The organism is Aeromicrobium sp. A1-2 (genome assembly GCF_003443875.1).
GTDB lineage: Bacteria > Actinomycetota > Actinomycetes > Propionibacteriales > Nocardioidaceae > Aeromicrobium.
In genome coordinates, this window is the sequence record NZ_CP027482.1 from 2,103,527 (window position 1) to 2,121,301 (window position 17,775).

The following is a 17,775-nucleotide window of genomic DNA, read 5'->3' on the forward strand; positions in this document are numbered from 1 at the left end:
AACCTATCGGTTGTCCCTACCCCAGCGCGATCCCTGCAAACGAGTCCTCCTCGCGGGGCGCCTTGAGCAGCAGCAGCGAGCGACCCGGCAGGGTCAGCGAGCTGCCCGCCGGCAGCGGCTCGACCGAGGTCGGCCCACCGTCTGGCATCGAGGTGTCAAGGGTCGGCTCGAACGTGTCGCCGAACTCCGCACCCGGCAGGACGACGTCGACCGGCTCGGCACCCGCATGCATCAGCAGCAACCACGAGTTGTCGGGGAGCAGTTCGCCCTGCCGCGTGCGCGACTGGCTGTTCGAGCCGTCGATCCACATGCCGAGGGTGTGCCGGGCCTCGTCGGCCCAGTCCGCCTCCTCGAGCTCGTGCCCGTCGGGGCGCAGCCAGATCAGATCGGGCCGGCCGGTCCGGGTCGTGCGTCCGTCGAAGAACTCCGGCTGCCTCAGCGCCGGGCTGTTGGCGCGCAGGTGCACGACCCGGCGGGCGAAGGCCAGCATCGCCTCCGCATCGTCGGTCGTGGTCCAGTCGACCCACGAGGTCGGATCGTCCAGGCAGTACGCATTGTTGTTGCCGCCCTGTGTGCGCCACCGCTCGTCGCCCGCGACGAACATCGGCGTGCCGGTCGACAGCAGCAGCGTTGCGAGCAGGTTGCGGGCCTGCCGCCGCCGGAGCGTGCGGATCTCCGGATCGTCTGACTCGCCCTCGATGCCGTGGTTCCACGAGCGGTTGTCGTCGGTGCCGTCGCGGTTGTCCTCGCCATTGGCCTCGTTGTGCTTGCCGTCGTAGGAGACCAGGTCGCGCAATGTGAAGCCGTCGTGGGCGTTGATGAAGTTGATCGACTGCCATGGGCGACGCAGCGTGTGGTCGTAGAGGTCCGACGACCCCGACAGCCGGTAGGCGATGTCGTCGACCCCTCCGGCAGCGCCGCGCCAGAAGTCTCGGACGGTGTCGCGATAGATGCCATTCCACTCGGCCCACTGGGCGCCGAAGTCACCGACCCGGTAGCCCTCACCGGTCGCGTCCCACGGCTCGGCGATGAGCTTGCATCGCGACAGCACTGGATCGGTCGCGATCGCGGTCAGCAGCGTCGAGTCGCGATCGAAGGCACCCCCGTGCGGGCGGCCCAGCGTGCTGGCCAGGTCGAAACGGAAGCCGTCGACCCCGAGCTCGGTGGCCCAGTAACGCAAGGAGTCGGTGACCATCCGGACGACCGTCGGCGAGCTCGACTCCAGCGTGTTGCCACATCCGGTGATGTCGGCCATGTGGCCGTCTTCGTCGTGCAGGTAGTAGACCGGTGCCTCATAGCCACGAAAGCTCAACGTCGGACCGTCCGGACCGCCCTCGCAGGTGTGGTTGTAGACGACGTCGACGATGACCTCGATGTTGGCGGCGTGCAGCGCGGCCACCATGGTGCGGAACTCCTCGATCTCTCTTCCCGGCTCGCTCGCGTAGCCCGCGTGCGGGGCGAAGAAGCCCAGCGGCGAGTAGCCCCAGTAGTTGTGACGACCGGCCTGGACCAGCGACGGCTCGTCGCAGAACGTCTGGACCGGAAGCAGCTCGACGCTCGTGATCCCGAGCCGCACGAGGTGCTCGATGACAGCGGGGTGGGCCAGACCGAGGTAGGTCCCTCGGAGCGCCTCGGGGACGTCGGGGTGCTGCGCCGTGAAGCCCTTGACGTGCAGCTCGTAGATCACGGTCTCCTCGAACGGGACCTCCGGCTTGACGCCGGTGTCCGGCCCCCCGGGGCTCGTGACGACGCTGAGTGGCACCGACCCGAGCGAGTCGACCGTCGACGGCTCGATCCCCTCGGGGTCGTCGGCATAGCCGAGCGCCGCGTCCATGTCCGTCATGGTCCCGCTGATCCGGCGGGCGTAGGGGTCGACGAGCAGCTTGTGCGGGTTGCAGCGAAGCCCGGTCTTGGGCTCGTACGGTCCATGCACGCGGTAGCCGTACTTCTGTCCCGGCGTCACCCCGGGCACCAGCCCGTGCCAGACGCCGAAGGTCCGCTCGGTCAGCTCGATCCGGTTCTCGACGCCCTCGTCGTCGACCAGGCAGAGCTCGACCCGGTCGGCAACGCTGCTGGCGACCGCGAACCGGACCCCTCCGGCCTCGGGATGCGCCCCGAGCGGAAAGGGGCGGCCGGCGAGCACCTGGGTGTCATTGCTTGGGTGCGTGGCCATGAGCCCAGTCTTTCAGGTGGGAGGTCGCACCGAGCCCGGTGCTGGCGCCAGCGGGATCACGACCTCGATCGCCGCGACCATCAGCGGCACGAGCCCATCCGCGAGCCATGCGCGGGACGGTCGATCAGGATCGGCCAGCCAGCGTGAGATCACTGCGTCGGCCATGCCGATCAGACCGACCGTGAAGACGTCGGTCAGTGGGATGTCCGTCGTCACGCCGGCCTCGGCCATCATTTCTTCGGCCATGACGGCCGCGACGAGCGCCATGTCGTCCTTGGTCTGCGAGACCGCCGCGCCTGGCCCGCTCTGGGCCTCCCGGGCCCGGGCGAACCGGTAGAGGGACTCATTCTCGTCGACGAAGGTCAGGTAGGCGTCAAGCAGCCGGCGCAGGCCGTCCTCGACGCCGTCGGAGGCGTCGAGGTACCCCAGGAGGTGCTGCAGGACCATCGTCGTGGCGCGGTCGACGATCGCCGTGTCCAGATCGTCTCGACCGTCGAACTGTCGGTAGAGCACCTGCCGAGTGACTCCTGCGGCCCGGGCGATCTGCTCGACCGAGGCCTGTGGCCCATGCTCGGCGATGACCTGGACCGCAGTGTCGACGAACTCGGAGCGCCGGCGATCACGGTGCCCGAGCCAGCGTGCGGTCCTCCCGTCGAGGACAGTCGCGGCGGTCTCGACCGAGGTAGGTGACATGCCGACAGACTACCCAACTTCTACCTGTGGCACGCTGTACCACGTACATGACGTCACACATACTTTAATTGGGAGCCTCGCATGACCGACTCACTGCCTCGATGGATGCCGCGACTCCTCGCCGGGCTGCTCGCCGGGGTGCTCGTTCTCACGACGATCCTGCTCGCGTCCGCCATCGTCCAGCTGCCCAAGATCGCGGCCGGCAACGTCGCCGAGATCAGCGACCGCGCCCCTCAGGCACTCGACGAGGTCGCCAACATCAACGAGAACGTCGACAGCATGACGCCGTCGATCCTTGAGGTGACCAAGCAGTTCCCGCAGCTCACGCCGCGCCTCGACGAGCTGCTCAAGAGCGCCGACCGCCTGCACGGCGACGTGGCCGATCTGCAGACCGCAACCGGACCGCTCAACGAGAGCGCATCGCGCCTCGTGGAGGTGGCCGACCAGGTGGGCGCCCTGCGCAAGAACCTAGAAGCACTGCAGGTGCAGGCCGAGCAGATCAACACCCTCAAGGGTCCGATCGAACAGCTCGCGACGTCGGCCGAGCCGCTGCCGGCGCAGCTCGAGCGGCTCAACCAGTCTGCCGACGCCCTGGTCGGACTGGCCAGACTTGTCGACCTGATCGACCCACTGGTCGCAAGCCTGCAGAGCATGGAGCGGCACGTCGCGAATCTCGACCAGAAGACCGGGCCGGTCCTGCTGCCGGACCTGACGTCGCGGTGAAGAGGTCGTCGGCCAGACCCCGCGTGGACCAGCGCCGAGCGCGCTGGACCCTGGTCGGGCTAGCGTGAGTCCCATGTCGAGCATGGTGCTGCGCAATGTCCACGTCGTCGGGATCAGCGGGCCTGCCCCTGACGAGGTGTGCGATGTCGTCGTCGAGCAGGGCATCGTGACCGAGGTCAGCCCGCCCGGGATCCGCTCCTTCTCACCCATCGAGGTTCAGGCCGAAGGCCGCTGGCTCGCCCCGGGCCTGTGGGACCAGCACGTCCACCTGGGCCAGTGGGCGCAGACGGCCCAGCGCGTGGACTTCTCGGCCACCCGGTCTCCCGAAGACGTCACCCGAGTGGTCGCCGAGCGACTCGCGACACACCCCAATGAGCCGCTGATCGGCTTCGGGCACCGTGCCGGCGAGTGGACCCGCGAGGCAACGGTCGCCGAGCTCGATGCCGTGGCGGGTGACGTGGCGGTGGTCCTGGTCAGTGGGGACGCGCACCATGGCTGGCTGAGCTCGGCTGCCCTCATCGCCCTGGAAGTAGGAACGCGGGACACCGTCCTGCGTGAGCACGAGTGGTTCCCGGTCTACGCGCGGGTGGCTCAGGTGTTCGGCGAGCCGGGTGCCGCGGCATATCGTCACGTCCTCGAGCAGGCCGCCCGCCGCGGCGTCGTCGGCGTCGTCGACTTCGAGCTGGCCGACAACACCCGCGCCTGGCCCCGACGCTGGGAGGACGCCCACCTGCTCCGCATCCGCACGGCGTTCTATCCCGACAGCCTCGACGACATCATCGTGCATGGTCTGCGCACGGGCGACCCGCTGCCGGGCTGCGACGGACGCGTCACGGTGGGACCGCTCAAGATCATCTCGGACGGGTCGCTCAACACCCGCAGCGCGTGGTGCTGCTCGCCCTACGCCGACGGCGATCGGCTCGAGCAGCCCTCGGGCTTCCCGAACTACTCCGCCGATGAGCTCGTGGACCTTATGCGCCGCGCCCATGCCGCCGACATCGAGGTCGCGACGCACGCGATCGGTGATGCCGCGGCGCACCAGGCCGTCGTCGCGTACGCCGCGACGGGCGCGCGGGGCTCGATCGAGCACGTGCAGCTCGTCGCGGCCGAGGACATCGCCGCGATGGCCTCGCTCGGGTTGCGGGCCAGCGTGCAGCCGGCTCACCTGATCGACGACCACACCGTCATCGACAACCTGTGGCCCGAGCGCGGTGACCGGTGCTTCGCCCTGCGCGACATGATCGACGCGGGCGTGACCGTGACGCTGGGGTCCGACGCCCCTGTGTCGCCGCTGGACCCGTGGTACACGATCGCCGCAGCGGTCAACCGCGCGCCGGCCGGCGGATCCCCGTGGCACGCCGAGCAATCATTGACCCCGCGGGAGGCGCTCGCCGCATCGGTCGACGGCCGGCCGACGGTGGCAGCTGGTTCGCTCGCCGACCTGGTGCTGCTCGACGCCGATCCCCTGGCCCACGACACCGAGCTGGCGAGCATGCCGGTCGCCGCGACGTACGTGGCCGGCGCCGAGATCTTCTCGTCGCTGTGAGCTGACCTCAGACCCGGTCGGGTCGGGGGTGCACGCCGCCGTTCCAGGACAGCAGGACCCGCTCGGGATGCCGGGGCGACCAGTGGGCCGTCCGCACCTCGAACGCCTCGGCCTCGAAGTCGACCGCGACGTGCAGAGAGCCGCGGCGCATCAGCAACCAGGAGTCGTCCTCGGTCGTCTCGACCGCGAAGCTCGCCAGCGACGGGTCGGACAGTTCGGGGTGCGCCCTTCGCAGCGCGATGAGCGAGCGATGCAGATCGAGCATCTCGCGGTGTCCCGGACGGTCGAGCTCCGACCAGTCGAGCGTCGAGCGCTGGACCGTGGCGGAGTCCATCGGATCGGGCACATCGGACTCAACCCATCCGTGCCGGGAGAACTCTCGACGGCGGCCCGTGCGCACCGCATCGGCCAGAGCGGGGTCGGGGAACGAGGCGAAGAACTGCCACGGCGTCGAGGCCGCCCATTCCTGCCCCATGAACAGCATCGGGACGTACGGGCCCAGCAGCACGATCGCCGCACCACACCCCTGCAGGCCCGATGACACCGTCGCGGAGATCCGGTCTCCCGCAGCCCGGTTGCCGATCTGGTCGTGGTTCTGCAGGTAGGCAAGGAACGCCGATCCGGTCAGCACCTGGGTGTCGACGGGGCGGCCATGCGTGCGTCCGCGGAACGACGACCAGGTGGCGTCGTGGAAGAACGCGCCACGCAGCGTCTTGGCGAGCGCACCGGGAGCGGCGAAGTCGGCGTAGTAGCCATCGGTCTCACCGGTGAGGCGCACGTGCAACGCATGATGCAGGTCGTCCGACCATTGTGCGTCCATACCGAGCCCGTTTGCGGCGCGCGGAGTGACCATCCGCGGGTCGTTGAGATCGGACTCCGCGATCAGCGACAGGGGCCGCCCCAGCATCACGGACATCCGTGACGTCTCGGTCGACAGCTCTTCCAGCAGGGACAGCGCCCGATCATCGGCCAGCGCGTGCACGGCGTCGAGGCGCAGGGCATCGACATGGAAGTGCTCGAACCAGGCCATCGCGTTGTCGAGCACGTAGCGCCGCACCTCGTCGGACTGCGGCCCGTCAAGGTTGAGCCCCGGACCCCAGTCGTTCTGGCCGGCGAAGTAGGGGCCGAACCGATCCAGGTAGGCGCCCGACGGGCCAAGATGGTTGTAGACGACGTCGAGCACGACACCAAGGCCGCGCTCGTGACACGCATCGACGAAGCGCTTGAACCCGTCGGGTCCGCCATAGGACTCGTGGACGGCACCCCAGAGGACACCGTCATAGCCCCAGCCGTCCGGGCCGTCGAACGAGTTGACCGGCAGCACCTCGACCAGATCGACTCCGAGGTCGACGAGGTGGTCGAGCCGCTCGATCGCGGCATCGAACGTGCGGCCGGCCGTGAAGGTGCCGATGTGAAGCTCATAGACCACGGATCCGGTGGTATCGCGCCCCCGCCACGCGTCATCGGTCCAGGTGAAGGCGTCGTGGTCATACGTGCGGGATGCTTCGTGCACGCCGTGCGGCTGCCAGGTCGACCGCGGGTCCGGCAGGGCCGTGTCGTCGTCGCCCAGCACGAAGGCATAGTCGGTCCCCGGGGGTGCGTCGACCTCGGCCCGCCACCAGCCGCTGCGGCGCGATGGCAGCATCTCGTGATCGGCGCTCCCGACCCGCAGGCGTACGCGCTGCAGGTCGGGGCACCAGATCGTGAAGATCACGTCAGACGACGCGCCCTGACGGCGACTTCGTCAGCTCGGGATCGGTCTTGGGCAGGTTGCCCAGCGCAGCGTCGACGGCCTTCAGCACGTCGTCGTCGAGGGTGAGCCCTGCTGCGGCGGCGTTGGACTCGACCTGCTCAGGGCGAGAGGCACCGACGATCGCGCCGGCGACGTTGTCATTGGCCAGCACCCATGCGATCGCGAGCTGTGCCATCGTGACGTCCAGGCCGTCGGCGATGGGCTGCAGGCCCTGCACAGCAGTCAACACCTCGTCGTCCAGGAAGTGCCTGATCATGTCCGCGCCGCCCTTGTCATCGGTGGCGCGGCTGCCGGCGGGAAGCTCCGCGCCCGGCTTGTACTTGCCGGTCAGCACGCCCTGCGCGATGGGTGACCAGACGATCTGTGAGACACCCAGCTCGCGCGAGGTCGGGACGACCTGGTCCTCGATGACGCGCCACAGCATCGAGTACTGCGGCTGGTTCGAGATCAGCTGGATGCCCAGGTCCTTGGCCAGCGCGTGGCCGGACCGGATCTGGTCCGCGGTCCATTCGCTGACGCCGATGTAGAGCGCCTTGCCATGGCGGACGACATCGGCGAACGCCTGCATCGTCTCCTCGAGCGGGGTCTCGTAGTCGTAGCGGTGCGCCTGGTAGAGATCGACGTAGTCGGTGCCGAGCCGCTCGAGCGAGCCATCGATCGACTCCATGATGTGCTTGCGCGACAGGCCGGTGTCGTTGGGTCCGCCCGGACCGGTCGGCCAGTAGACCTTGGTGAAGATCTCGATCGACGCACGCCGCTCGTCCTTGAGCGCCTCCCCGAGCACCGACTCGGCCTTGGTGTTGGCATAGACGTCGGCCGTGTCGAACGTCGTGATCCCGGCGTCGAGGGCGGCGCGCACGCAGGCCAGCGCGGCGTCATTCTCGACCTGGGAGCCGTGGGTGAGCCAGTTGCCGTAGATGATCTCGCTGATCTTGAGACCGCTGTTGCCGAGGTATCTGAAGTCCATGTTTCGAGCCTAGCCCGGAGCGCCCATACCGCGACTTGTCGGCGGCTGCATGCCACCCGTGGGCAGCACCGGTCACGAGCGAACGAGCAGGGCGATCGGGTAGCGGCGCAGCAACGCGGACACGGACACGGCGCCGCCGTCGACCGAGGCACCGGTCAGCACATCGGTCCACTCGCCGTCGGCCAGGACCAGCGTCGTGTCACCCCAGCCGCCACGACGCTCCAGGCCCACCGGCAGCCTGGTGGCCACCGCGACCAGGTCGTCGCTCCGGGAGAAGGCCAGCACGTGCTCGGCTGCGGCACCACCGGCAACGAGGCCGCGGTAGCCGATGAAGAGCTCCGGCCGGTCACGGCGCAGCGTCAACGCGCGTCGGACCAGCAGCATCTTGACGGCGCCCGAGGCATCGAGCTCGGGTACGAGCCCCTCGTCGAAACGACTCAGCAGCTCGCGCCGCAGATCCAGGTCGACCGGTCGGCGGTTGTCGGGGTCGACGAGCGAGAAATCCCACAGCTCGGTGCCCTGATAGACGTCGGGCACGCCGGGCCCGGCGACCTGCACGAGCTTCTGGCTCAACGAGTTCGACCAGCCCGGAGCCGAGATGCGCTCGACGAACGACTCGAGCTCCGATCCGAGCTCGGCGTGGACGCGAGCCGGCCACGCCGCGATCGCCGACTCGAGGTCGTTGTCCGGATCGGTCCACGTCGTGCGGAGCTTGGACTCCCTCGCGGCCTTCAACAGGTAGTCGGCCAATCGTTCCTCGCTGATCGGCCAGGCCCCGACGAGGGTCTGCCACGCCAGCAGGTCGAGCGAGGGCTCGTCGAGACCACAGCGCTCGCTCCACGACGTGACGATCTCGGAGAAGTCCTCGGCAACCTCGGACAGCACCGCCATACGGGCGCGGGTGTCCTCCGAACGTTTGGTGTCGTGCGTCGTCAGCGCAGTCATGGTGTGCGGCCGGTCCCGATCCCGCGCGGCGGCAAGCCGGTGGAACTCCTCGAGACCCAGACTCCAGACATCCGGCGTGCCACCGACCTCATTGAGCGCGGCGAACCGGGTGAAGCGATAGAACGTGGTGTCCTCGGTGCCCTTGGCCACGACCATCCCGGACGTCTGCTGCATGCGAGTCGCGAGCTCGCCCGCAGGCTCACCTCGAACCTGGGTGTCCAGCGCCGTCAGGGCGTCGCCGAGATCGGTCCGCCGCGAACGCGCGGTGCCGATCGCGTCGGCCCATGTCGACTCCCCCTCGGGGAGGTACGACCGGTAGACGCCGAAGGCGATCATGGTCTCCGCGACCGCAGCGCGTGCGGCTTCGACCTCGACCCCATCCAGGAGTGCAGCGATCCGTCGCACCTCGGCGACCAGCATGGTGTCGGTGACCATGCGCCGCGCCTGCTCCTCGACGGCAGCAAAGCCCGTGTGCACGCCCTGCCGCTCGGCGAGCCCGGTCATCGGCCGCTCCCCTGCCGGGTCCATCAGCACGCCGAAGATCTCACGCAGTGCGTCGTACCCCGTCGTCCCCTCGACCGGCCAGCTGCCGGGGAGCGCCTCACCGGGGTGCAGGATCTTTTCGATCACGATCCACGCGTCCGGGGCCGCGCTGCGCAGCCGGGTGAAGTATGCCCCGGGGTCGGCGAGTCCGTCGGGGTGGTCGATCCGCAGGCCCGTGACGTCGCCGTCGGCTACCCAGCGCAGCACCTCCCGGTGGGAGTCCTCAAACACGTCGGTGCGCTCGACCGTGACCGCGACCAGCGTGGTGATGTCGAAGAACCGCCGATAGTTGAGCTCAGAGCTGCCTCGGCGCCAGTCGACCAATTCGTAGTGCTGGCGGTCGTGGACCTCTCGGGCGGTCCCCACTCCCGTTCCGGTCGCGATCGGGAGCCGGAGATCGAAGTAGGCCAGCTCGTCGCCGTCGATCCTCAGGTCGTCCAGGCCACCGGCTTCGGCCAGGACCGGCACCAGGATGCGGCCGCCCGACCAGTCGATGTCGAAGTGGTGCGCGAAGGCCGACGAACGGCCATCCCGCAGCACCGACCACCACCAGGGGTTGGCCGAGGGGACCTCGACCGACATGTGGTTGGGCACGATGTCGAGCACGAGACCCATCCCGGCCTCGCGCACCGCTGCGGTCAACGCCTGCCAGCCCTCCGCGCCGCCCAGCTCGGGACGGGCCCGGCTCGGGTCGGTCACGTCGTAGCCGTGCGTTGATCCGGGGGTTGCGTCGAGCACGGGCGACACGTAGACCGCGCCGACACCGAGGTCGCGCAGGTAGGTCACGACACCCTGGGCGGCCTCGAAGTCGAACTCAGGCCGAAGCTGCAGCCGGTAGGTCGAGGTCGGCACCGTCACGGCTGCACCCGCTTCAGGACGACGAGCGACCGGGACGACAGATTGACATGGTCGCTCGCAGCGAAGCTGTCGCCGCCGGGTTCCTCGACGGCACCAGTCGAGCTGTCGACGACGACGGTCCAGCCCGCGCCGTACCCCCCGCCGGGCAACGTCAGCTCGATGTCCTCGTCGTGCGCGTTGAACGCCAGCAGGAATGAGTCGTCCAAGATCCGTGTCCCCCGCTCGTCGCGGTCGGCGATCGCGTCGCCGTTGAGGAACACCGCGATCGAGCGACCGAAGCCGTCGTCCCAGTTCTGCTCCTGCATCTCCTCGCCCGACGGGGTGAACCACGCGATGTCACGCAGCTCGTCGGCCTTGCGGATCGGCTTGCCCTGGAAGAACCGACGGCGGCGGAACACCGGGTGTCGTCGACGGAACGCCACCAGCGCCGAGGTGAATTCGAGCAGGTCCCTCTCGTCCTCGTCGAGCTCCCAGTCGACCCACGCGATGGGATTGTCCTGGCAGTACGCGTTGTTGTTGCCTCCCTGCGAACGGCCCAGCTCATCACCGTGCAGGACCATCGGCACCCCTTGGGAGAGCAGCAACGTGGCCAACAGGTTGCGGCGTTGGCGCTGACGCAACCCGATCACCGCAGGGTCGTCCGACGGGCCCTCGACGCCGCCGTTCCACGAGCGGTTGTCGTCCGCCCCGTCGCGACCATCCTCGCCATTGGCCTGGTTGTGCTTGTCGTTGTAGGACACCAGGTCGTCGAGGGTGAATCCGTCGTGCGCCGTCACGAAGTTGATCGAGGCGTACGGGCGTCGGCCGTTGTCCTGGTAGAGGTCGGATGATCCGGTGATCCGCGAGGCGAACTCCCCGAGCGTGGCGGGCTCACCGCGCCAGAAGTCGCGGACCGTGTCCCGGTACTGCCCGTTCCACTCGGTCCACAGCGGCGGGAAATTGCCGACCTGGTAGCCACCCGGGCCGACATCCCACGGCTCGGCGATCAGCTTGACCTGGCTCACGACGGGGTCCTGCTGCACGAGCTCGAAGAACGTCGCGAGCTTGTCGACGTCGTAGAACTCCCGGGCCAGGGTCGCCGCGAGGTCGAAGCGGAAACCGTCGACGTGCATCTCAGTGACCCAGTAGCGCAGCGAGTCCATGATGAGCTGCAGCGTGTGCGGACTGCGCACGTTGAGGGAGTTGCCGGTGCCGGTGTAGTCCATGTAGTGCTGCGGGTCGTCCTCGACCGTCCGGTAGTACGCGCAGTTGTCGATACCGCGCATCGACAGCGTCGGGCCAAGGTGGTTGCCCTCCGCCGTGTGGTTGTAGACGACGTCGAGGATCACCTCGATGTCGGCCCGGTGCAGTGCCCGCACCATGGACTTGAACTCCTGCACCTGACGGCCCGGCTGCGAGGCATACGCATCGTGCGGCGCGAAGAAGCCGATCGTGTTGTAGCCCCAGTAGTTCGTGAGCTCCTTCTCCGCGAGGTAGTGATCGGTGAGGAACTGGTGCACCGGAAGCAGCTCGATCGCGGTCACGCCCAGTGTCGTGAGGTGCTCGACGATCGCGGGGTGCGCGATGCCTGCATACGTTCCGCGGAGACGCTCGGGCACGTCCGGATGCTGCATCGTGAGGCCCTTGACGTGCGCCTCGTAGATCACGGACTCGTTGTACGGCGTGCGGGGCGCGCGGTCGTTGGCCCAGTCGAAGAACGGGTTGACCACCAGGGAGTACGGGACGTGACCGGCCGAGTCATCATCATTGCGCTGGGCCGGCTCGTCGAGGTCGTACGCGAACAACGACCGGTCCCAGTCGACGGCTCCGGCCACTGCCTTGGCGTACGGGTCGATCAGCAGCTTGTTCGGGTTGCAACGCAGGCCGCTGTCGGGGTCGTAGGCCCCGTGCACGCGGTAGCCGTATCGCTGACCGGGTCCGATGCCGTCCAGGAAGCCGTGGTGCACGAAGCCGTCGATCTCCTCGAGCCGGATCCGTGTCTCCGTGCCGGACTCGTCGAACAGGCACAGCTCGACCTTGTCAGCGATTTCGGAGAACAGCGCGAAGTTGGTGCCGGAGCCGTCGTACGTGGCTCCGAGCGGATAGGGCGATCCGGGCCAGGGCTGCACGCGGTCTCCTTGCGGGTCGTGGGTCGTGTCGGCAGTCATCGTGCCGGTGGGCGGGCGGCCCGCATGGGGGCCACGGCAGCGTGTACCCGTTCGTCGGCAAAGAACGCATCCAGATCGACAGGCAGTCGGATGCGCCAGTTGGGGTACTCGTCGACCGTGCCCGGCAGGTTGGGCTGCTCCAGCTGGCCCACGGCGTCGGCCGGCGAGCTGAGGACCAGGCGGGAGGCGGCTCGCGCGATCACGGCGTGCAGCGCGACGACCGCGTCGTCGCCCTGGATGCCCTCGGCGCGCACCAGGTCGAACAAGGCTTCGCGGTCCACCTCGGCCTGCGCGTAGGCCTCCTCGACCGGCTGGTCCAACAGGCCCAGGGACGCCTGGACGCGGATGCGCTCGTCCTGCAGCCAGCCCGTGACGGTCGGCAGGTCGTGGGTGCTGATGCTGGCCATGGTCTCGGGCTCCCAGTCCGCGGGCCGGCGGTGCGGCTGCCCGGGTGCGTCCCAGTCCCGCTCGAACCACAGCACGGCCGAGCTCAGCAGGCCGCGCTCGTGCATCGTCGCGGTCACGACGTCCTCGACGGTGCCCAGGTCCTCACCGACCACGATGGCACCGGCCCGGTGGGCCTCGAGCATCAGCACCGCGAGCATGACCTCGGAGTCGTAGTGCACATATGCCCCGCGGTGAGCGGGCTCTCCCGGCGGGATCCACCACAGCCGCCACAGACCGGCGACGTGGTCCACCCGGATGCCGTCAGCATGCCGCAGGACGCTACGGATGACATCGCGGAACGGGGCGTAGCCGGACGCCGCGAGTCGATCGGGTCGCCACGGCGGGAGGCCCCAGTCCTGACCCAGCGGGTTGAACGCGTCAGCCGGGCAGCCGACCCGGACGCCGGCCGCGAAGGCGTCCTGCAGTGCCCACGCGTCGGCTCCGCCCGGGTGCACCCCGACCGGTAGGTCGTGGACGATGCCGACCGGCATGCCGACATCGCGGGCGGCGTCTCGGGCGGCGTCGAGCTGCTCGCGGCACAGCCGCTGCAACCACATGTGGAAGTCGACCCGGTTGGCGAGCGAGGACCTCGCAGCGACGACCGCTGGTCCGACCGGGTCGTGCAGCTCCCGTGGCCACTCGCGCCAGTCCGCTCCGTGGCACTCGGCCAGGGCCGCGAAGGTCGCGAACGCGACCAGGTCGTCGTCCCCCCCGACCACGCCGGTGTCCTGCGTCGCCCAGAGCAGCTCCAGGGCAGCCAGCTTGGCCGCCCAGACTGCGTCGTAGTCGATCAGCTCGGTGTCCGGATCAGGGGCCAGCGCCTGCACCTCGAGGCGCACCGCCTCATCGGCGCCGGCATACGCAACCGTGTCGGCGACACGGAGGTAGAGCGGGTTGGCGAAGCGCCGGCTCGACGGCGAGTACGGGGAGCGCTCCAGCGGGTGCGAGGGCATGAACGCCTGCACGGGGTTGACCAGCAGCACCCCGGCACCCTGCTCAGAGCCGGACCGTCGGGCTGTCTCGGCAAGGTCGCCGTAGTCGCCCATGCCCCAGGAACCGCTCGACCTCAGGGCGTAGAGCTGGAGCATCCAGCCCCACGTGCGCGGCACCTCGGGCAGTCGTGCCGGCGCGACGACCAGGGTCACGTCCTGGGCAGCCGTGACGACCCGGTGCCAGCCCGGTGGCAGATCCGCCGGCAGCGTGTCGCCGACGTCGATCATCCGACCGTCCTCGAGGTGCACGTGCGCGGCCACACCCAGGTGGCGCGGTGTCCCCTCCGCGAGGGCGATCGTCAGTGGCAGCGCTTGGAGCGCCTGGATCTCGGCGACGGCGGCCAGCTCGCGCCGGATCGAGTCGGCGCTGCTGGCATCGACACCGAGACTGGCGAGCACGGCCACGACGACCCCGTCGTCGACGCTGACCTGCCGCCGGTCCGAGCCCTCGTACGCCGTGCCGACGCCATGGGCATGCGCCAGCATCGCGAGCGGGTCGGCCGAGAGTTCGTCCACGCCGTCAAGCATGGTCGGCGACCGCCCGCTGCGCCAATCCGCCAGCCTCAGCTCCCGGAGAAGGTTGCCTTGCCGGGTCCGTTCTCCATGAACGAGGCCATGCCTGCGGTCTGGTCATCGGTCGCAAACAGTGCCGCGAACTCGGCCCGCTCGATCTCGAGACCGGTCTGCAGATCGACCTCGAGGCCGCGATCCACCGCCGCCTTGGCGGCGCGCAACGCCAGAGCAGGACCGCCGACGAACTGCGCGGCCCACTCGACGGCCTTGTCATACACCTCGTCGGCAGGGTGCAGCTGGTCGACCAGGCCGATCGCCAGCGCCTCCTGCGCGTCGACGAACCGGCCGGTGAAGACCAACTCCTTGGCACGAGCCGGGCCGACGAGCCGGGACAGCCGCTGGGTGCCACCGGCCCCAGGGATGATGCCGAGCAGGATCTCGGGCTGTCCCAGCTTGGCGTTGTCGGCAGCAAAGCGGACATCTGTCGCGAGGGCGACCTCGCAGCCACCGCCCAGCGCGAAGCCCGTGATGGCCGAGACGGTCGGCTTGCCGATCGCGGCCAGCGCCCGCGTGAAGGCCTGCAGGGCGTGCGCGTGACGCGCCATCTCCTGGTACGTCATGGCCGACATCTCCTTGATGTCTGCGCCCGCCGCGAAAACCCGCTCTCCACCGAAGACCACGACCGCGGCGATATCGTCGCGGCGGTCGGCCTCGGCGCTGACCTCGGTGATCTCGTGCTGCATCTGTGCGTCGAGCGCGTTCATCTTGGGTCGATCCAGCCGGATCGTGCCGACGCCGTCCTTGACCTCGAGTCGTGCGAGCTCACCCATCGTGGCCTCCAGCCGATCGTCGGCGGTTGATCCGCCGTCCGGACGAGCATAGATCAGCCCTTCGGACCCACAACTTCCGCCCAAACCCTTGACACCACGGCACCCCGCGAGGCTTAATCAACAGTAGGTCACACAAATATCACACAAAACCACATCCGATACCGGTCCGAGGAGCAGGTCATGTCAGACCTCACCACTTCAGCACCCGTGTCGCTGGATGCCGACCTCGGCCCCGCCGGTCTTCCGCACCGTCATCAGCGCGGCCGCCCGCAAGCACCTCAAGCCCACAACTCCCGAACTCGCGACGTCCGTCGCGGCCTGAAAGGACTCATCATGCCCACCAAGAACGTCATCGTCGGATCAGCCGTCGGACTTCACGCCCGCCCCGCGGCACTGATCGCCCAGGCTGCGACGGAGGCCGGTGTCCCGGTCACGATCGCGACACCCGGCGGCACGGCTGTGGATGCCGGCTCCGCGCTCATGATCATGACGCTGGGCGCCAAGGCCGGCTCCGAGGTCGTCGTTGAGAGCGCCGACGAGGCAGTCCTCGACAAGATCGCAAGTCTTATCGAGCAGGATCTCGACGCCTGAGCCGTCCCCCGGGATGCGGCCTACCCCGTCGAGGTCTACAGTCGAAAGACTGCCCCCGAAGAAAGGCTGTGCCATGTACATCGGTGGATCCATCGTTCTTCTTGCCCTCGGCGCGATCCTGTCCTTCGCGGTCCAGGACTCGGTCAGCGGCGTTGACCTGGTGACTGTCGGCTACATCCTGATGGCTGCTGGTGCACTCGGCATCGTCCTCAGCCTGGTGCTCAACGGCCAGCGCAACGAGCGCCGTCGAGACGAGATTCCTCCGCGCTGACGTCAGGCGCACCAGAAGACGTCGGGCGTACCAGAAACAGTGGCGCCGCAAGCGCCAGCGCCACGCCACCCACGACGATCGCCAGTCCGGTCGAAGCGCCCGTCGCAATCGCGCCCAGGGCGACCGCACCGACCGATCCAGCGGGCTGCATCGCCATCGACGCCAGCGACAGCACGGTGGCCCGGTTCTGGCTGCCGACCTGCTCGTGGAGCAACGTCTCGTAGATCGCACCAGCGGCCGAGTGCACGGCGTAGGTCGCGAACAGTCCCGCAATCAGGCCGACAGGACCCGCCGCCAGACCCATGCCGACGACCGTGCCTCCCTGCACGATCCGGAGCGCGACCGAGACCGCCACCATGCTCCAGCGGCGGAGCAACCAGGGCACCATGGCGGCACCGAGAGCCGACACGCCCCACGCCGCCGCCGTGACCGGACCCATGATGGCCGCCGCCAGGTCGCGGTCGGAGACCAGCTCGGACAACCGGATCGGCATGAACGACTCAAAGGCAACCATGCCGAAGCCCCAGAACAGCTCGACCGCGACCAGTGCGCGCAGGACACGTGAGCGGGCGAGCAGGCGCACGCCTTCGAGCACGACCCGCGGGGTGGCGCGCACCGAGGAGACCAGGCCGGCGACCCGCTTCGAGCGGTCCTCGTCCATCAGGACCAAAGCCGCCAACACCTGCATGACGACCAGCCCCGCCGCGATCCAGTACGGCAGCACGAGCGCGTTGGTCCGCCCGAGCGGCGCCCAGGCCACGAGCAACGCCGACAGCACAGCACCTGTGGCGATCGAGGCACCCACGACACTGGCATAGCCCGAGAGACCACGCACAACTGTGCCGGCGCGATCCAGCACGGCCGGATCCTCGTGGACCCGGTCGACGAACCAGGAGCTGAGCGGACCCGAGTCGAGGGCACGGAACACCCCAGACAACGCCGTGGCCACCGCGAACGCCCACGGCGTCTGCGCGAACGAGTAGACGAGGTAGGACGCGAGTGCGAACAGCGCCGACGCGATGAACACCGGCCGGCGGCCGACGGCATCGGCGAAGCCCCCCGTCGGCAGCTCGAGGCACAGCACCACGATGCCCTGGACCGCGATGACAGATCCGTACTCGGCGACAGTCAGCCCGCGGCCCAGCGGCAGGAGCGCCATGACCGGGATGATCAGACCCGTCGGCAGCCAACGCAGCCCGGAGATCAGCCAGAAGCGGGCGCGCAGGCTCATCACGGGGACGGCAGGGCCAGGACGTGCAACGCGACCTGCTCGGAGCCGGAGCGATGGGTATAGCGCGCGATGACATCGGAGAGCTCTCGCTCGAGCGCCTCCAGGTCCTCGGGATCCAGGGTCAGGAAGTAGTCACTGTGCCCGATGCCCGGCCGGGGCTCGGTCCATGCGTCCAGGCCTTCGCGCAGCAATTCCTCCTGCCGCCGACGTACTCCGTCGACATACTCCCGGCCACCGTCGAGCTGGGCCAGCGAGTGCGGGAACGACGTCATGTCGTGAAGCGCCTTCCACCTCCGCTCACGACCCGAGGACTGTCGGTCGTCGTCGCCCACGAAGCCGAAGCGCTCGAGCTGGCGCAGGTGGTAGGACGTCGACCCACTCGACTCCCCCAGCTCGCGTCCCAGCTCCGTGGCAGTGGCAGGCCCGTTCCGCCGCAGGGCGCCGAGCAGCCGCATCCGGAGCGGATGAGAGACCGCCTTGAGCGTGTCGAGGTCCTCGACGACCTTCTGGGTGAGCGACATGCCCCCAGACTAGAACTGCAAAGAGATCTTT

At 68.9% G+C, this 17,775-nt stretch carries 14 protein-coding genes; 4 read left to right on the forward strand and 10 right to left on the reverse strand.

Going from position 1 to position 17,775, the window contains the following annotated elements:
- Positions 1-16 precede the first annotated feature (16 nt).
- Both glgX (C6I20_RS10220) and C6I20_RS10225 read right to left on the reverse strand, forming a co-directional pair.
- Positions 17-2,173, reverse strand: a complete 2,157-nt coding sequence (glgX, locus tag C6I20_RS10220) for a glycogen debranching protein GlgX (RefSeq protein WP_118395871.1) — start codon at positions 2,171-2,173, stop codon at positions 17-19.
- Positions 2,174-2,185: 12 nt separating this feature from the next.
- The gene (locus C6I20_RS10225; RefSeq protein ID WP_118395872.1) at positions 2,186-2,866 is read right to left on the reverse strand and encodes a TetR/AcrR family transcriptional regulator; all 681 of its coding nucleotides are present in this window, start codon (positions 2,864-2,866) and stop codon (positions 2,186-2,188) included.
- An 81-nt stretch (positions 2,867-2,947) separates the two neighbouring features.
- Here C6I20_RS10225 and C6I20_RS10230 point away from each other — a divergent pair, with 81 nt between their 5' ends.
- Together C6I20_RS10230 and C6I20_RS10235 are read left to right on the forward strand one after the other, a co-directional pair.
- Positions 2,948-3,589, forward strand: coding sequence for a hypothetical protein (locus C6I20_RS10230; RefSeq protein WP_118395873.1), 642 nt, complete (start codon positions 2,948-2,950; stop codon positions 3,587-3,589).
- Positions 3,590-3,662: 73 nt separating this feature from the next.
- Positions 3,663-5,135 (forward strand): amidohydrolase, encoded by a 1,473-nt coding sequence (locus tag C6I20_RS10235; protein WP_118395874.1) that lies wholly within the window; start codon positions 3,663-3,665, stop codon positions 5,133-5,135.
- A gap of 7 nt (positions 5,136-5,142) precedes the next feature.
- Here the strand turns inward: C6I20_RS10235 and treZ are convergent, their stop codons facing one another.
- The 6 genes from treZ to C6I20_RS10265 form a co-directional block, all read right to left on the reverse strand.
- The gene (gene treZ / locus C6I20_RS10240) at positions 5,143-6,849 is read right to left on the reverse strand and encodes a malto-oligosyltrehalose trehalohydrolase (protein ID WP_118395875.1); all 1,707 of its coding nucleotides are present in this window, start codon (positions 6,847-6,849) and stop codon (positions 5,143-5,145) included.
- Between the two features lies 1 nt (position 6,850).
- A complete protein-coding gene (locus tag C6I20_RS10245) occupies positions 6,851-7,855 on the reverse strand; it encodes an aldo/keto reductase family protein (protein WP_118395876.1) in 1,005 nt (334 codons plus the stop codon).
- Between the two features lie 72 nt (positions 7,856-7,927).
- Complete coding sequence (gene treY, locus C6I20_RS10250) at positions 7,928-10,201, reverse strand: malto-oligosyltrehalose synthase (RefSeq protein ID WP_118395877.1); 2,274 nt, start codon at positions 10,199-10,201, stop codon at positions 7,928-7,930.
- Positions 10,198-12,309, reverse strand: a complete 2,112-nt coding sequence (gene glgX / locus C6I20_RS10255) for a glycogen debranching protein GlgX (RefSeq protein WP_118395878.1) — start codon at positions 12,307-12,309, stop codon at positions 10,198-10,200. The genes treY and glgX (C6I20_RS10255) overlap by 4 nt, the downstream gene beginning before the upstream one ends.
- A gap of 35 nt (positions 12,310-12,344) precedes the next feature.
- Positions 12,345-14,303, reverse strand: a complete 1,959-nt coding sequence (gene malQ, locus C6I20_RS10260) for a 4-alpha-glucanotransferase (protein ID WP_216822852.1) — start codon at positions 14,301-14,303, stop codon at positions 12,345-12,347.
- 47 nt (positions 14,304-14,350) lie between these two features.
- On the reverse strand, positions 14,351-15,130 hold the full coding sequence (locus C6I20_RS10265; protein ID WP_118395880.1) for an enoyl-CoA hydratase/isomerase family protein: 780 nt from the start codon (positions 15,128-15,130) through the stop codon (positions 14,351-14,353).
- Positions 15,131-15,463: 333 nt separating this feature from the next.
- On the opposite strand from C6I20_RS10265, the gene C6I20_RS10270 reads away from it, so the two are divergent.
- Together C6I20_RS10270 and C6I20_RS10275 are read left to right on the forward strand one after the other, a co-directional pair.
- Entirely contained in the window at positions 15,464-15,721 is a 258-nt protein-coding gene (locus tag C6I20_RS10270) for an HPr family phosphocarrier protein (RefSeq protein ID WP_118395881.1), read from the forward strand.
- Positions 15,722-15,794: 73 nt separating this feature from the next.
- Positions 15,795-15,992, forward strand: a complete 198-nt coding sequence (locus C6I20_RS10275) for a DUF6458 family protein (RefSeq protein ID WP_118395882.1) — start codon at positions 15,795-15,797, stop codon at positions 15,990-15,992.
- On the opposite strand, the gene C6I20_RS10280 is transcribed toward C6I20_RS10275, so the two are convergent.
- Positions 15,943-17,223: an MFS transporter gene (locus C6I20_RS10280; protein ID WP_118395883.1), complete on the reverse strand. Its 1,281-nt coding sequence runs from the start codon at positions 17,221-17,223 to the stop codon at positions 15,943-15,945. The two genes, C6I20_RS10275 and C6I20_RS10280, sit on opposite strands and share 50 nt — an antisense overlap.
- On the reverse strand, positions 17,223-17,744 hold the full coding sequence (locus C6I20_RS10285) for a helix-turn-helix domain-containing protein (protein ID WP_118395884.1): 522 nt from the start codon (positions 17,742-17,744) through the stop codon (positions 17,223-17,225). The genes C6I20_RS10280 and C6I20_RS10285 overlap by 1 nt, the downstream gene beginning before the upstream one ends.
- Positions 17,745-17,775: the final 31 nt, after the last annotated feature.